General features: G+C 58.2%; 14 protein-coding genes and 3 pseudogenes. 6 read left to right on the forward strand and 11 right to left on the reverse strand.

Going from position 1 to position 15548, the window contains the following annotated elements:
- Positions 1-7 precede the first annotated feature (7 nt).
- The 4 genes from GT370_RS09135 to GT370_RS09150 all read right to left on the reverse strand — a co-directional run bounded on the left by GT370_RS09135 (position 8) and on the right by GT370_RS09150 (position 2854).
- A complete protein-coding gene (locus tag GT370_RS09135; RefSeq protein ID WP_270184257.1) occupies positions 8-427 on the reverse strand; it encodes an ATP-binding cassette domain-containing protein in 420 nt (139 codons plus the stop codon).
- Between the two features lie 32 nt (positions 428-459).
- Positions 460-759: an ATP-binding cassette domain-containing protein gene (locus tag GT370_RS09140; RefSeq protein WP_270184373.1), complete on the reverse strand. Its 300-nt coding sequence runs from the start codon at positions 757-759 to the stop codon at positions 460-462.
- Positions 760-847: 88 nt separating this feature from the next.
- Positions 848-1789, reverse strand: coding sequence for an ABC transporter substrate-binding protein (locus GT370_RS09145; protein ID WP_008492078.1), 942 nt, complete (start codon positions 1787-1789; stop codon positions 848-850).
- Between the two features lie 36 nt (positions 1790-1825).
- Entirely contained in the window at positions 1826-2854 is a 1029-nt protein-coding gene (locus GT370_RS09150) for an ABC transporter permease (protein ID WP_144052596.1), read from the reverse strand.
- Positions 2855-2986: 132 nt separating this feature from the next.
- Here GT370_RS09150 and GT370_RS09155 point away from each other — a divergent pair, with 132 nt between their 5' ends.
- On the forward strand, positions 2987-3889 hold the full coding sequence (locus tag GT370_RS09155; protein WP_039884632.1) for a GntR family transcriptional regulator: 903 nt from the start codon (positions 2987-2989) through the stop codon (positions 3887-3889).
- 249 nt (positions 3890-4138) lie between these two features.
- Here GT370_RS09155 and GT370_RS09160 read toward each other — a convergent pair.
- A pseudogene (locus GT370_RS09160) lies at positions 4139-4374 on the reverse strand (IS701 family transposase); the annotation flags it as partial.
- Between the two features lie 69 nt (positions 4375-4443).
- Between GT370_RS09160 and GT370_RS09165 the strand changes: the two are divergent.
- The 4 genes and pseudogenes from GT370_RS09165 to GT370_RS09180 form a co-directional block, all read left to right on the forward strand.
- Positions 4444-5264, forward strand: a pseudogene (locus GT370_RS09165) (IS3 family transposase); the annotation flags it as partial.
- Between the two features lie 320 nt (positions 5265-5584).
- Positions 5585-6289 carry an integrase arm-type DNA-binding domain-containing protein gene (locus GT370_RS09170; protein ID WP_270184258.1) on the forward strand — a complete coding sequence of 235 codons (705 nt, stop codon included), beginning with the start codon at positions 5585-5587 and terminating at the stop codon, positions 6287-6289.
- Positions 6290-6533: 244 nt separating this feature from the next.
- Positions 6534-6926, forward strand: coding sequence for a tyrosine-type recombinase/integrase (locus GT370_RS09175; RefSeq protein WP_270184259.1), 393 nt, complete (start codon positions 6534-6536; stop codon positions 6924-6926).
- Between the two features lie 126 nt (positions 6927-7052).
- Positions 7053-7358, forward strand: a complete 306-nt coding sequence (locus tag GT370_RS09180; protein ID WP_008492072.1) for a hypothetical protein — start codon at positions 7053-7055, stop codon at positions 7356-7358.
- Positions 7359-7693: 335 nt separating this feature from the next.
- On the opposite strand, the gene GT370_RS09185 is transcribed toward GT370_RS09180, so the two are convergent.
- The 6 genes and pseudogenes from GT370_RS09185 to GT370_RS09210 form a co-directional block, all read right to left on the reverse strand.
- Entirely contained in the window at positions 7694-8251 is a 558-nt protein-coding gene (locus GT370_RS09185) for a hypothetical protein (RefSeq protein WP_008492071.1), read from the reverse strand.
- Positions 8252-8294: 43 nt separating this feature from the next.
- Positions 8295-9662 (reverse strand): restriction endonuclease subunit S, encoded by a 1368-nt coding sequence (locus tag GT370_RS09190; RefSeq protein ID WP_270184260.1) that lies wholly within the window; start codon positions 9660-9662, stop codon positions 8295-8297.
- Complete coding sequence (locus GT370_RS09195) at positions 9625-11124, reverse strand: class I SAM-dependent DNA methyltransferase (RefSeq protein WP_008492069.1); 1500 nt, start codon at positions 11122-11124, stop codon at positions 9625-9627. The genes GT370_RS09190 and GT370_RS09195 overlap by 38 nt, the downstream gene beginning before the upstream one ends.
- A gap of 12 nt (positions 11125-11136) precedes the next feature.
- Entirely contained in the window at positions 11137-12855 is a 1719-nt protein-coding gene (hsdR, locus tag GT370_RS09200; RefSeq protein WP_270184261.1) for a type I restriction-modification system endonuclease, read from the reverse strand.
- 113 nt (positions 12856-12968) lie between these two features.
- Positions 12969-13418: pseudogene (locus GT370_RS09205) on the reverse strand (DEAD/DEAH box helicase family protein); the annotation flags it as partial.
- Positions 13415-14518 carry a DUF4145 domain-containing protein gene (locus GT370_RS09210; RefSeq protein ID WP_270184262.1) on the reverse strand — a complete coding sequence of 368 codons (1104 nt, stop codon included), beginning with the start codon at positions 14516-14518 and terminating at the stop codon, positions 13415-13417. The gene GT370_RS09210 and the pseudogene GT370_RS09205, both read right to left, overlap by 4 nt.
- 95 nt (positions 14519-14613) lie before the next feature.
- Here GT370_RS09210 and GT370_RS09215 point away from each other — a divergent pair, with 95 nt between their 5' ends.
- Positions 14614-15189 carry an HD domain-containing protein gene (locus tag GT370_RS09215; RefSeq protein ID WP_008492067.1) on the forward strand — a complete coding sequence of 192 codons (576 nt, stop codon included), beginning with the start codon at positions 14614-14616 and terminating at the stop codon, positions 15187-15189.
- Positions 15190-15548: the final 359 nt, after the last annotated feature.

Consider the following 15548-nt stretch of genomic DNA (forward strand, 5'->3'; position numbering starts at 1 on the left):
AGATTATTTACTGCATTTTTTGCAGGTGGCGCGGCTCCCAGCTATCCGGCAGGGACCCTTTGATGATCAGGCTCAGCACGTCGTCCTTGTTCACATGCTCGATCTTATAGGTTCCAGCGTTGCAACCGCGATTCATCACCACCACTCTGTCACAGAGATTGAACACGTCATGCATGTCGTGGCTGACCAGGAGAATACCGATCCCCTCCTGGCGCAGTTGCTGGATGAGTGTGGCGACCATCGCTGTTTCCGAGGGGCCGAGCGCTGCTGTGGGCTCATCCATGATCAGAATTTTAACGTCGAAATAGATCGCCCGGGCAATCGCGATCACTTGGCGCTGCCCGCCTGAAAGCCTGACCACCGGGTCGCGCAGATTCTGGAAATTGGGGTTCAGCCGCGCCAGAATTTTTTTCGCCTCATTCAGCATCCGCTTGTCGTCGAGGTTACCCCAGCGCGTCTTTAGTTCCCTCCCAAGAAACAGATTAGCCGGGTATCAAGATGATTTGCCAGCGCCAGCGTTTGATAGATCGTCTCGATTCTGTAATGGCGTGCATCTTGGGGAGAATGAATCTCCACCTCCTTCCCTCCAATGCGTATGCTGCCGCCACTTGGCTTCATCGCACCTGATAGGATTTTCATCAGGCAGGATTTGCCCGCGCCATTATGCCCGAGCACACCAACAACCTCACCGGGATACAAATCGAGCGAGACATTGTTGACGGCGCGCACGCCTCCGAAATGCTTTTCGATGTCGATCATTTCCACTATGGGCGTCATCGCCTTCAACCTTGTTTAGCTAAAGCAAAATATCGGATGGTGGCACATGCCGCCATCCGTCCTAGAAGCCTCAGTATAGAACGCTTTTAGCCTCGGGTGAATCGATGTTCGCCTTGGTAACCTTGACCACGCCGGTATCGACATATGAAGGTACTTTTTTTCCCGCAAGCAGGTCCATGATTGCCTTCATACCCTTTTCTCCCATCTGATAAGAACCTTGCACGAAGATGGCATCAAGCGTGCCATCCTTGATGAAGTTCTGCTCGTCCTCATTGCCATCAAAACCGATCGCCACGATTTGCCCGCTCTTGCCGGCCTGCTTGATCGCCCGCGCCATGCCCACCACCGTCGGCTCGTTGGCGCCGAAAATACCTTTCAGATCCGGGTTGGCGGCGAGTACATCGGTGGTCTGGTTCAGTGCCGTCGCCATCTGCGACTGCGAATAATAAGGACCAACAATACTGAGGCTCGAGTTGGCCTTTATATATTTTTCAAAACACCCTACCCGGCCGATCTCAGAACCAACACCGGGGACATAAGACATCACCGCGATCTTACCCTGCTTGCCGGCCAGGCTGATCATCTCTTGCGCTGCCATTTTTCCGGCGGCACAATTATCCGTGGAGAAAAAAGACTGATAATCGCCAGCCGCGGCTTTGCTCAGCTCGGAATCAATAATCACCACCGGAATACCGGAATCATAGGCCTGCTTGACCGCCGGCACGAGTGCGCTCGGATCAGACGGCGCCAGGATAATGCCCGCCACCTTCCGGTTGATTGCTGCATCAACCATGTTCACCTCGTCGGCCACGGCAGACTCCGAAGCTGGGCCTTCAAAGGTCATTTTGTATTTCGACTGTCCGGCTATGGCAGCTTCCGCTCCCTTGCGTACATTCTGCCAGTAATTTGAATTGGTCGTCTTGACGATGACCGCAATCTCCTGTGCCATCGCGAGCGCGGGTAAGGCACCGAGTGCGCATCCCAGCATGAGCGCCTTTAATGATTTTTTCATATCCCCTCCATTTTTACTGTTTTTAAAGATACTTTCCTAACCTGCGTTGCGACTTCTAAGCTGGTCGATATAGACCGCCATGATCACCACGAAGCCGATGATGATCTGCTGAATAAAGGAGGATATGCCCGCCATGTTCAGCCCGTTGCGTAAGATGCCGATGATGAAGGCGCCGATCATGGTGCCGGAAATGCCGCCCACGCCTCCCATCAGGGAAGCACCGCCAATGACGGCTGCGGCGATCGCGTCTAGCTCCGCCGCAACACCCTCATTCGGCTGCGCGGTAACGAGGCGCGACATCAGCACGATGCCAGCCACCCCCGCCAACGCGCCCGAGATCGCGTAGGTAATGATCTTGGTCCGGTCGACTTCCACCCCTGAGAGCCGCGCCGCTTCTTCGCTGGAGCCCACGGCGAAAATATGCCGGCCAAGCGAACGCCGGCGCAAGATATAAGCCCCGAGGAGTGCAACAGCGAGCAACAGCAGCGCGGGATAGGGTATTCCGGGAAAAATCAGACGCGGCAGGCCGTTTGCGCCACGTCCCAGAATGCGGAACAAAGCCCCGTTACCAAGAACGCCGAACGCGCTGCTCAGCCCGGAAACCGGTGCGGCGCCAGTCAGTTGCAGCGCCAGCCCGCGCGCGATCAACATCATGCCAAGTGTGGCGACAAAAGGCGTGATCCGCATCTTGGTGATGACGATGCCATTGCAGACACCGCACAGAGCACCAACGGCAACACCCACCAGCATGCCCGGCAGTACCGGCACGCCAGCCTTCACCGCCAGTCCCGCGACGGTACCGGACAAAGCCAGCACCGAGCCGACACTCAGGTCGATGCCACCAGTGATGATGACCATTGTCATGCCGATGCTGAGAAGCCCCAGCTGTGAGGTTTCCAGCAACAGCGTCATGCCATTCCCGACCGAGAAGAAGGCGGCATTTCCTAAGGAGAAGATAATAATCAGTGCGGCTAAAGTGCAGATGGCGGACAGCTTGTGGAACGCCTCGCCCGAGAGCCTTGAACGCAAATGCGCCACTGGCTTCCCGGCCATAAGAGCGAACATCAATTCCTCCGTTCTGTGTTCTATTATTAAATACCTTTATTGATGGAGATGGGATGCTGTCAAATGTTTTAATTCTTGGCGCTTTAAAAAACGAAGTCTAATAAAGCGCTTGATAGCAAGACGGGAGTTGATATGGCGCGGTCGGATGAACGGTTCAGAATTACATTTAACGCCGTACTTGACTTTGCCGCGACATTGCCCGCCGGGAGCAAGCTCCCCTCCGAACTCGCTTTGTCGGACCGATACGGCGTCAGCCGGACCGTCATCCGCTCCGTTCTGGCCCGGCTTGACGCGGAAGGACTAATCGATTGGTCCGGACGACAGAAGATACTGCGCCGCGTCCCCTCGGCTGCCGACCGTCTGGCGGTCCAGGCGGACCAGATCGTCGCCAGCGACCTCGAGCGGCAATTCCTCAATTGGATTTTGCGTTTCGACATTCCTCCTGGCGCACCGATCAACAGCGCCGAGTTGGCACGCAAATTTCACGTCACCGCGCATGGGCTGCAGGAATTCCTCGCCTCGCTCAGCCAGTTTGGGCTGGTCAGGCGGCGCGAGAAGGGCGGCTGGGAGATGGTGGGTTTTACTTTGGAATATGCGCTGGAGCTATCGGAATTCCGCACCATGCTGGAGTTGAACGCAATTGCCAAATTGCTCGAACTACCCTCAACTCATTCCATCTGGACGGCGCTGCGCGGGCTGAAGGCTGAGCATCTCTCGCTTAAGCGCGAGATCAGGACGCGTTTCCATGACTTCTCCCTGCTGGATGAGAAATTTCATACCGCCATCGGCGGTGTCGTACGCAACCGTTTTGTCGCATCCTTCCAGAAAGTCATCGCGCTGATTTTCCATTACCATTTTCAGTGGGATAAGCGTGATGAAAAGAGCCGCAATCTCGCCGCGATCAACGAGCATCTGCGCATCATCCGGGCGTTGGAACAGAGGGACGAGGCTGCCGCCCTGGAAGCGATGCGAAGCCATCTGAAGACCTCGGAGCTGACATTGGCCATGTCGATGCGCGATCATTCCTTCGTCTGAAATTATCAGAACCGCGCAACCTCGCCGCCCGATTTGACGCGCGCCACGGCGAGATCAGCCATCGTTGATGGCCGCGGTGAATGTGCATTTCACCGCGGCTCTGCAACATAATCAGGGAATGCAATCTTACTCTGTCATAAACTTCGATATTTGAAACTTTGTCGGCGGCATAGGCAACGTGGCAGGGTGCGGGCGATAGCGCGGCCGATGGCGATACGGACGGAAGTGATTGAGTTTTTGATGTGGCGCTCAGGCCGGATTGGAAGATCCGCGAGATCGATAATTTTGGGGAATGGAATGTTTTTCGACGCGAGGGGTATTATTTGGTCCCGAGGGGAAGTCGCCTCCCTCTCGGAGATCAGGAATCCGTAGGCTGCAATGCAGAGTGTGGCGTGATGATGGAATCCGCGCCAGCCTCGGCCTTCATAATGGCCAAGACCGAGTTCCTGCTTGAGGCCATGGTAATCGCTCTCGATGCGCCAGCGGGTAATCCCCCTGAAATTAAGGGGCTTGATAAGTAGAATTTTCTCGGCAGATTACACGAGGAGATTTTCATGAAGACGTCGAGATATAGCGAGCCCCAGATCCTTGCGATTTTGCGCCAGGCGGAGGGCGGTGTTCCGGTTTCGGAACTGTGCCGCGAACTTGGGATGAGCGATGCCTCCTTTTACAAATGGCGTGCCAAATATGGCGGGATGGCTGCCTCGATGGTGTCGCAGATGAAGGCGATTGAGGACGAGAACCGGCGTTTGAAGAAGATGTTTGCGGAATTGAGCATGCAGAATGAGCTGCTCAAGGAGGCTTTGGGAAAAAAATAGCGCGGCCATCTAAACGCCGCGAGATGGCCGAGGTGGCGGTGGCGAGGCGGGGGGTGAGCATCGCGCTGGCCTGCCGGACGTTTGGCGTGAGCGAGACCTGTTATCGCTATGCGCCAAAACTGGTTGGCGAGAACGAGGAGATCGCTGATCTGCTCGTGGGGTTAACGAATGCCAAGCGCAATTGGGGTTTTGACCTGTGCTTTTTGTATTTACGCAATGTGCAGGGCCGGCCATGGAACCATAAACGCGTCTATCGCATCTACCGGGAGCTGGAGCTGAACCTGCGGATCAAGCCTCGCAAACGGCTGCACCGGGACAAGCCTGATGCATTGGCTGTGCCTGAGGCGCCGAACGTCTCATGGTCGATGGATTTCATGGCGGATCGCTTGGAGGATGGCCGCGCATTCCGGCTGTTGAACGTGCTCGACGACTTCAATCGTGAAGGTTTAGGCATAGAAGTTGATTTCTCGTTGCCGGCTGAGCGTGTAATCCGCAGCCTGAACCGGATCATCGAATGGCGCGGCAAGCCTGGGAGCATTCGTGTTGATAACGGCCCCAGGCCCAACGCAGCGATAGGCCTGTCGGTGTCCCGCGAGTCTCGGAGTAATTCATGGCCGATCGGTTGCAATGCGGTTGCAACGCCCGCGAGGCACTGAGGCTGAACACCTATGGACTCAGAAAGTCCTTGAAATGATAGAGAAAATTGGCGGACCCGGCGCGATTCGAACGCGCGACCTTTGCCTTCTGAGGGCAAGAGTGGAGGTTTTGGGGGGTTTTAGTGTTCTTTTTGTATTTCCTATTTGATTGATTTTACTTATATTATTCTTGTATTTCGTTATATCGACTTTAACGCGGTTTAACGGCGTCTGGAACCTATATGGAACCTGCCTGGAACCTACGATTTGACCCTGAAGAGGTAGCCCAGATGAAAACCAGGAACAGGCTGACCAAGGCAGATATAGAGGCGTTGCCCGTTGGAGGCATGATTTTCTGCACCTCGGCCACTGGGTTCGGGGTACGTCGGCAGGGGGCGGGCGCTCCGGTCTTTTTCCTTCAATACCGCAATGCGGACGGCGTTCGCCGCAAGATGACCATAGGCCGCTTTGGTGATCCGTGGACCCTTGATGAAGCCCGGAAGCGTGCAATGGCTCTTCTGGCTGAGGTGCATGTAAACAAGCGCGACGTGGCGGCGGAAAAACGCGCGCGGCGGGCAGCGCCTACGGTGGCAGACCTCTGCAATGAGTACCTGACGGCGGCAGAGAAGGGCGACGTTCTGAAGCGCGGCGGCAAGGCCAAGAAGGCCTCAACCATCGCCACGGATAGGAGCCGGATTGAGGCGCATATTAAGCCACTGCTGGGCAAGGAAAAGGTGCAGGGCGTCACCAGCAAGGATGTTCAAAAGTTCTTGCGCGAGGTCGCGGCGGGGAAGACGGCCAAGCGCGAGAAGGGGGATAAACCCCGCGTCCTGCATAACATCCGTGGCGGGAAGGGTGCGGCCTCGCGCACTGTCGGCTTGCTTGGGGCCATTTTCGAGTATGCGGTGAAGGAGGGGATGCGAGCGGACAACCCGGTGCGCGGGTAACACGCTATGCAGATAATAAGAAGAAACGCCGCCTCTCGGATGAGGAGTACGCCGCACTTGGGGCGGCCCTGGTGGTGTTGAGCAATGAGATGTGGCCCCCTGCCCTGGCGGCAATAAAATTCCTGGCCTTCACGGGCTGGCGTTCCGGTGAGGCCGTCAATCTGCGCCGTGGTGATATGCACCAGGATGGCCGTCTGGCGATTATCGACACGAAAACGGATGCCAGCGCTCGCCCCTGGCCAGAGTGGCTGCGGACATATTGCGTGCCCAGAGTAAAGGTAAAGCCGATGAGCTTTTCTTCCCGCCCACGCGCGGCGGCGGGGTAATGAGTGGTTTCCGTTCCTTTTTCCAGTGCGCCGTGGACAAGGCCGGGCTGGATAAGAGCGTGACACCGCACGTCCTCCGGCATTCCTTCATCTCTGTTGCGGCGGATATGGGGCGCACGGAATCGACCATCGGCGCGCTCGTGGGGCATAAGCAGCACTCCGTAACTGGTCGGTACACTCACCACGCGGATGATGTGCTGCTTGCGGCTGCGGATGAAGTGGCACTGGAGATCGCCCGGCGTATGGGGTTGGTGCCGATGGCTGAGGAAGGTAACATCATCCCCTTTCCAAGTGCGGAAATTGTCGCGTGAAGGCCGAATAGGAAATCCGAAGCGTTTTTCTTTGAAAAATCGTACTCAATAGGATTTCGAGGTATTTCTTTTAGCTGCCTTTATATGTTTATACTCGCTTCCCTTTTTATTACAGGAGCGAGCCTTATGCCTTCTCCCGCGCCGGATCATCCCCGCCTTCTCAAACGCAAGGTGTTGGCGGAATCGCTGACGGAGAAGGGATATCCTATCAAACCCTCAACCCTGGCCGTATTTGCCTGCCGTGGCGACGGGCCGCCTTTCACGAAATGGGGTGCGACGGTGCTGTATGATTGGGACGACGCGCTCGAATGGGCGCGGGGGCGCCTCTCGAAGAAGGTCCGCTCCACGGCGGAACTGCCCAAGCGCGGTGTGAACGACAATTCCGCGTCCGTCGGCGATACTATGGAGATCGAACCGCAGTCCGGTTCATAAAACGGGGGCGTTCGGGCAGCATTATGTCTTCGCTGCACGGGCGCAAATAATTCTGTTTACACCCGTCCAAGCGGGGAGAGAAAAATATCTCCAAAAAAAAAATTTTACGATCTTTTGGCTTATGCTCTACAATCTTCTGAGACTGTATCCGTGAGTCTCACATGCTCAGTCTCACGGCTGAATCCCATCGGGCGCGTGAGACTCTGACGCATTACCATTCCTTTTATGGAATATGTTGAATGCTTCATGTCCTGAATATGCGGACATGGCGAGGCTTTTTATGTCCTCATTTTGCGGACATCGAGCAATGGCTTTGAATACGAGAAACCCGCCCCCTACCGCAATGTCCAGATGTGATGAAGGCCCCATATTCCTCCAAATAGGAAAGCGAATTGTGCAACCAATCCGGCGGCGTTCACCGCTTTATTGAGGTACGGCAAGACGCGAACCTCCAGCGGTGAAAACGCCCCGTGCGGGAGGGTAACACCATGGCCCATGCCTTCAAGGAGATGGTTCGCGCGGCGGGCAGTTTCTTCTGCCTCGTGCAAGGCTTGCTTCGAACGCAGGGAGAGTGTGACGCCGCTGGCTATAAGGCCGATGAAGAATAAGGCCATCGGCCCGATGGTCGCGGGTAATTCCGCCGCGAGGGGTGCGCCCGTTTTGCCTGCCAGAACATCTGCTATGCCAAGGCACGCTGCAATACCTCCGGCATTCGCAAATGTAACGTATTGGATATAGGTGTCTTCGAGGGTTAAGCTGCGCGCCTGTGCGGCCTTTGCTTGCATCAATTCCTCGGCGATATGTTTCAGCCGAGGATCATCCGCGTGAATCGGTGGCTTCTGTTCCTGGGTTCCTAAGGCTGTCTGGGCGCTGGGTTGTTCATCAGGTTCCATAGGTGCGATCCTTCAAGTCGCCCCAATCGGGGATTGCATTTGGTCACGCCTCCTCCTTCACCCGGCGTTTACGTTTGGCGGGTGCGGCAGCGCGGGTGGCGCGGATGCGGGCGAGGAGGGTTTCCGCCGGTTCGTCTTCTGGGTCTTGCGGCACAAGCTCGCCCTTGAAGGCTTGCGCCAGGATGGCGGATTCCAGCCTGTCCAACAGGGTTTTGGCCCGCGCGGCTTCGGCTTCTAAGCGGTTGGTGCGGGCGAAGGCCAACTCTATTTCCTCAAGTAGCGTTTCTTGAACATTCGCGGGAGGGACGGGAATTACAAAGCTGGCGAGACCAGCCTTGCCGATATGAATGATGTTCACGCCCTGCGTATTCTTAATGAATTTACCTGTTAGCGCTATGTAGAGCAGGCAATACTGAAGCAGCTTCGGATTGTAACTGTGGGGGCGGATACGCAAAATCGTGTTTTGAAAGCATATGTCTTTTATCTCACCATTCCATACGGCGGGCTTCCCAACCTCCTTTGCGCTCCCCGAACCCTCATTGAGTAGGACATCACCCGCTTCAAGTTTGTATGTCTCAAACTCTGAAGGGCTAAAATTCATTTCCTTTACGTCCGTTAAATCCACGCCATTCCAGGTGATATTTGCCGCACGTAGATATGGACGCATATTAGGGCCTTGATGGTCCCTGGGTGATCTCTGGCGGCCAAGCTGAACGGTGCCGATCTGGTCAATGCGCTTTGCATCCCATGGCTTAGCCCCATCGGAACGGAAGTCATCAAGCCGGAAAACTGCTCGAAGTGTCTCTATCCTCAAACGTTCTGCGAGGAGCGGCACCCGCTCCAATTCCGCACGGGCGCGGGTGATGCGGACGGTCAGCGCGTCCAGTTTTTTGACGATGCGCCGCTGCTCTGCGAAAGGAGGAAGGGGAAGTGATAAGGCGCCTAATTTTGAGCCGTTGAAATTCGGCTGTCCAGTGCCCTTCGCGCCCTCCAGTATTTGATCCCAATATACTGGTGAACGAAAAAACCACGCCGCGAACCCAGGCAATAGGATTTCCTTGTTACACCTTACTTTGATGAGGTACGACGCAAAGGCAGCACGATAGGGAAGTTCAGGGAGAAGGAATGATTTGCCAACCGTTGCACCAGTTCGTGCAAATAAGATGTCGTCCTTTGAAACCTCATAGGCTTCAGCCTTGCTCGCATCTTCATTTGCAAAGGGTACGTTATCCCATTGGATTTTATTGTCCTGAATGTCCGTAATTCTGATGTAACGATGTCCAGAGCCATCGGCGTTGGAGGTGCATGTCAGTCCATATTGAATGGCTTCGACGCACTCACTGAGGCGCGTGTCTAGCCACCCCTCGACAGCGTCATTCCACGACCTCCGCCGCCACGTCCTCCACGGCATCGGCAGAAAACTCCTCCATCAGCGCGCGGATTTCCTCCAATGCGGTAGAGAGGTGCCCTTCAATCGCGGCGCAAATATCCGCCGGGTCGGACAATCCCTCTTCGGCATCCGCGCTCGAATCCTTGAGCCAGGAAATATCCAGATTATCGCCGCGCGTAAGAATCTCCTCGCGCGTAAAACGGCGGAAGCGGCCGGTCTCGCCTTCATCCCGGCGCTTGGCCTTGCCGTTCGGGTCTTTGCCATAGGCGGCGCAAAAAGCGTCAAAATCCTCCGCCCGGAGCGGGTTGGTCTTGCCGTAGGAAGGGGCGTTGGCGCGGAGGTCGTAGATCCACACCGCCTTGGTGGCATCCTTCACCGGCGCGTCATCGGTTGAGCGGGTGAAGAACAGCACATTGGTTTTCACCCCCTGGGCGTAGAAAATGCCGGTGGGCAGGCGCAAGATGGTATGCAGGTCGCAGCGGTTCATCAGCATCTGGCGCAGTTGCTTGCCGCGCCCGTCATCGAACAGCACATTATCCGGCACCACAATGGCGGCGCGCCCGCCGGGTGCTAAGGCGCGGATGCAATGCTCCACGAAAGGAAGCTGATAGGAAGAAACGCGGTCGGTGATGGTAAAATCATCCCGCGTCGGCGGCCCGCCCGCAGGGCCAAAGGGCGGGTTGGTGAGGATGAGGTGCGCGGCCTTGAATTTTGGCGCGGCACCGGCGGGGGAGAGCGTATCCGCCAGCTCGAAATTCTCCGGCTCGATGGAATGCAAATGCAAATTCATCAGCAGCAGGCGGAACGTGTCCGGCACATTCTCCACCCCGCGCAGGGCGGATTTGAACTGGAAATCCTGCTCCTTGCGCGAGAGGTCGAAATAATCATCGCTTTGCTCGCGCATAAAACGGTCAGCGGCGATGATAAACCCGCCCGTCCCGGCGGCAGGGTCTTGGATGATCTCGCCCGGCTGCGGCTGGGTCAGCCTCACCATCACGTCAATCAGCACGCGTGGGGTAAAATACTGCCCGGCGCCGCGCTTGGTCTCCTCGGCCATTTTCTGCAACAGGCCCTCATAGGTGTCACCGAAGGCATCACGCTCCTCAGTGAACCAGTGCAGCGCGTCGATGGCGTCAATCAGCTTGCGGAGATTGGCAGGCTCGCGGACGATGGTGGAAGCGTTCTGGAATATGGCGACAACCGCGCCGTTTTTGGTCTCGGCCGGGTTGCCAAGTGCGGTGAGAAGCTGACGGTAGGTTTGCAGCACCTCCGTCTCCGCAGCCGCCTTCAGCGCGCCCCAGCGGTATTTGGCCGGAATGCTCAGCTCGATTTTCTTACCCTGGGCGTCCGTCTTCTCGGCGGCCATTTTCAGGAAGAGCAGATAGGTCAGCTCGGTCACATATTGCTGGTAGGTCACGCCGTCCTTGCGGAGCAGGGCGCACAGGCGCCAGAGACGGTTCACAAGCTCAGGTGACGGATTCATAGGCTCTCCAGGTTACGCGGCGTGGCTATCCCAGATGGCGGTGTTCAGGTCTTTGAGCACGGCGTCAAGCTCATGGCCGAAATCCCGGTCGATCACCGCAAACCCGCCATCGCGCGGGAAGACGCCCTCGTTGAACAATTCCGGGTCGCCTACCGGCTGGGATTTCAAGGCTTTCCCGATACGGTTGAGCCACTGGCGCTGTTTTTGTGTCCAGTCCCGGCTGGCGAGGATGCGCCGCACGCCGTTATCCACACGGGTGGCGTAAGGCACCAGCGGATCGCCAATGGCGGCCTGGCGCACGAAGCCGATAATATGCGCGGCAATATCCGCATTGCGGGCGCGGCCATAGGCCTGGCGCAGAGCGGCTTCGGAAAAACCATTCTCATCCAGCAGCCGGGCGAGGGATTTCAGCGCCTCGCGGGTAAGCTCACGCGGGCGCTGCGTGGCGGCGATGAGCGCGGGGGTGGTGTTCATATTGTCACGAATGAAATGCTCGAAAGCGTCGATATAATCCGCCGGGCTGGCTGTGGCGCCGTAATCATCCTCCACGGAGAGCAACTCATCCTCATGCTCGGAGATGAACACACCATTGCCCCGCCCCTCCGGGCGCACGGCATCCAACGTCGCGGCCAGAGTGGGGTGCTGGCCGAAGAAGGCGAGGGTTTCCGCCGGGGCGGCATCTTTCAACCGGTCGGGCAGCTCATCCAGATTGCCCAGAACAGTTTCCAGCGCCTCCCGCCGCGCGCCCTCCAGGCGGCGGAGTTTCAGGCGCAGCTTCACCACGATCTGATCGCGCACGAAGGCGCGGTCTTCCTCGGAGGGCGCGCGTTCGAGGTCCGCCAGCAGGGTGGTAAAGGTAAGCCCCGGGTCCGCCACCACGGGGCGCATGTCCGTGAAGTCTTGAAGATTGGTGTAGATGTCAACCGCATCAAAAATGCGGAAATATTCCTTGCCGATTTCGTCGCAGCGGCGGGTGGCGCGGCCAATCATCTGGTCATAGAGGATGCGGCTGTTCACCCGGCGCACGAAAACGAGGTTGGTGATGGCGGGAACGTCGATGCCGGTGGTGAGCAGGTCCACGGTGACGACGTATTTGGGGCGCGGGTCGTTCTTGAAGGCTTTGATCCGGTCCAGGGGCTTGTCCACCGTGCCCGTGATTTTTTCCACAAGGTCGTGGGGCTGCGGGCCGTATTCCTGCTCCAGGGCGTATTCAAGTGCTTTCACCAGAGTATCCGCATGGTCATTCCGGGCGGCAAAAATCAGGGTTTTACCGCGCTCGGTAGGCGGGCATTCCAGGGCAATGGCCTCGGCCACGGCACGGTTGAAAGGCTCCGTGTAAACCTTCTTGTTGAACTCCGCGACCTCGAAGCCAACCTCATCGGGGAGGTTGAACAGGTCCACCTGCCCGGTGCGCGGGTCGATGATGCTCACCTCCTCGTCTTTATTAAAGGTGATGCCGGTTTGGCTCAGCGCGGTCGTGATGCGCCGGGGCGGGCGGTGGTCGATCAGGTAGCCGTCGATAACCGCCTGGCGATAGCTGTAGCGATAGACCGGGTTTCCGAAAATCTCGCGTGTGTGGAGTGCCGGGGTGGCGGTGAGGGCAATTCGAGTCGCGTCAAAATATTCCAGCACGCGCTTATAGGCGGAAAGGTAGTCTTCCAGATTACGGAAGCCGAGATCATCCTCCCGCAACTCGGCATCCAGCGTGTAACCGCGATGCGCCTCATCCACGATGATGAGATCATAGGTGCCGGGGTGGGGCGCTGCACGGTGGGGTCATCGAAGGCGCGGCGGGTCATGGCCTGCACCGTTGCCACCTGCACACGGTCGGTCGCCTCGGGGAATTTCCTGTCCAGGTCCGCTATGGGGAATATCTGGTCGAATTTGAGGAAGCCGGATGCCTCGGTGGTGCTCATCGCATCCAGCGTCTGGCGGCCCAGCGCGTTGCGATCCACCAGGAAGAGGATACGGCGGAACTGCTTGCGCCGGAGCAATTCATACATCAGCGCGATGGCGAGGCGCGTCTTGCCGGTGCCGGTAGCCATGGCGAGCAAAATGCTGGTCTGCCCGCGCGCCACGGCGGCCTCAACAGCGGCGATGGCCTCGTTCTGGTAGGGGCGTAGGCCCTGGATGCCAAGCTCGCGGTCAGCCTCCGCCGCCGGGTTGGTTCGGGTCTGCTCTAGGCGCTCGGTAAGGTCTCGGGGGGAGAACCATTCCACCAGGGCGCGCGGCGGGCCACCACCGGGCCGGGCATCCCAGAACCAGATGCCGGATTTGGTCTCCAACTGCTTCACATAAGGGCGGCCATTCGTGGCGAAGGTGAAGGGGACGCGGAACCGCTCCGTGTCATGGGTCCAAGGGCTGGCGGGCAGCGTCTCGTCCGGGGTGAGGGTGATGTCCCGCGCATAGCGTTTGGCCTGGCCGAGACGTCCGGGACATCCGTGATGCCCCGTTTGGCCTCGATGACACCGACACAGCGGCCTTCGATGAACAGGGCATAATCCACCGGGCCGCTGGCGGTGGGCCATTCCGCGATGGCGATGGCCTGGCCGGGTGCGGGGCGCGTGCCGTTGGCGTGGCGGAACAAGGCGGTGTCCACCGTCCAGCCCGCCGCGCGGAGTTGGTCATCAATGAGGATGCGGGTGGTGGCCTCATCCAGCTCAATCTTGTCCGCCTGCTGCTGGCCAAGCTGGGTGAATAGGGCGAGTTGCGGCGCGGGGGTAGCCTGGGCCGCAGCCTGGGCGGCCTTAAGGGCGGCTTCGGCCTGCTTCAGCCCGGCTTCCGTCTCCGTGGCGTATTGCTCCCAGAAGGTGCGGTCCTCCTGCGCGGCGTGGGTTTCCGCCATGGCGTTGAGGTGGGCTTCCCGCGCTTCTTCCGCCGCCAGCCGGGCCTTTGCCTCGCGGTCGGTGCTGGCCTGGACCTCGGCACGCAGCTTCTCCACCTCCTCCCGGAGTGCGGCGGAAGCATCCAGCGGCGGCGCGGGCGGGATGAACGGGCCGGGCTTGAAGTTGGGGGTATTGTTGTAGGTCTGGTGAAACCACACCGCCGCGAGCCGTGCGATTTTCAGGGCTTGCAGTGCCTGGCCCTGGGTTCCGGTATCCTCATGGGCCGCCGCGTTGCCCAGTTGCTTCAGGTGAAAGAACAAATCCGCCACCTGGCGGGGCAGCACTGACCGGGTGCGGAGGGCGCGCAGCGTGTCATCAAAGCTGGCGCCGGTGGCGGGCAGCAGCCCATGGCGCGCGGCAATGTCCTTGGCGATGAACTCACCCATCTGCCGGAGCTTGATTAGCGCCCCGGGCGCGTCATCGAAAAAATACCGCTCGGCCAATGCCCCAAGCCGGGCAAGGCGCTCATCCGCCGTCGCTAGAAAGCTGAAATTGCCCGAAGCCTCCATAGGGAGGAGCCTAGTCGATTTTGGTACGGATTCAATATACTGTGGGAAGGAAGGCCCTTGGGCCGAATGCTAACGAAAATCGGGGAGACGAAAAAATGGATATTGAGTCAGGCTGTTGGGTCCGGCTGATCGATGCGGCGGCATTCGCCTTGAGGCTTCATGCGGAGCAACGCCGCAAGGGCAGCGACACACCTTACATCGCGCATCTGCTCGGCGTAGCGAGCCTCGTGCTGGAGTTTAACGGTGACGAGGATCAGGCGATTGCCGGTCTGCTGCATGACGCTATCGAGGATCAGGGCATCGAGCAGGAGCCTGTCATCAAGGCAAAATACGGTCTGCGTGTGGCCACCATCGTGCGCGGCTGCACCGACGCAGAGACACTTCCAAAGCCGCCCTGGCGTGCGCGCAAGGAAGCCTACATCGCGCACCTTGAAGAAGCCGGGCCGGATGTTTGGCTCGTGTCATGTGCAGACAAGCTCTACAACGCCCGCGCCATCGTTACCGATTTACGCACCCTTGGCGAGGAAATGTTCTCACGGTTCACCGGCGGCAAGGAAGGTACGCTGTGGTATTACCAAAATCTGGCCACGGCTTTCGCACGCATCATGCCGGGGAGTCTGTCTTCGGAACTTGGCGTGGCTGTGGATGAGATGAGGCGGCTGGCCGGGTGATCCGCCGCCGCGCGCCAATCCTATCCGCGCCCGCCAATGGTTAAAGATAAAGATTCAATATTGAAAACAAAAGAAGAATCAGAGTTTTTAAGGAGAATCACTAATTACAAGTTCTTCTCTAATCCGAACTTCCCAAGCGGAGAGGGTTCCGGTTGCTGCCACAGTTCGCCTAGCCAGACCCCGAAGCCGGGACGTCTGGTTAGACTGCGACAGCGGAGGCACTTCCCGAAGGGAGCCGGGCCCCATAGCTGCAAGCATCCGGCAACGCGCGCCGTATCTCAGGTCTACCCGGCCGGATAAGAAGGGCGCTTGGCGTGACAAGTCTGCCCGTCTTCGTGCGTTCCGTGTTGCGCCCCGGT

The organism is Acidocella sp. MX-AZ03, assembly GCF_027626035.1.
In the GTDB taxonomy this organism is placed as follows: Bacteria; Pseudomonadota; Alphaproteobacteria; order Acetobacterales; family Acetobacteraceae; genus Acidocella; species Acidocella facilis.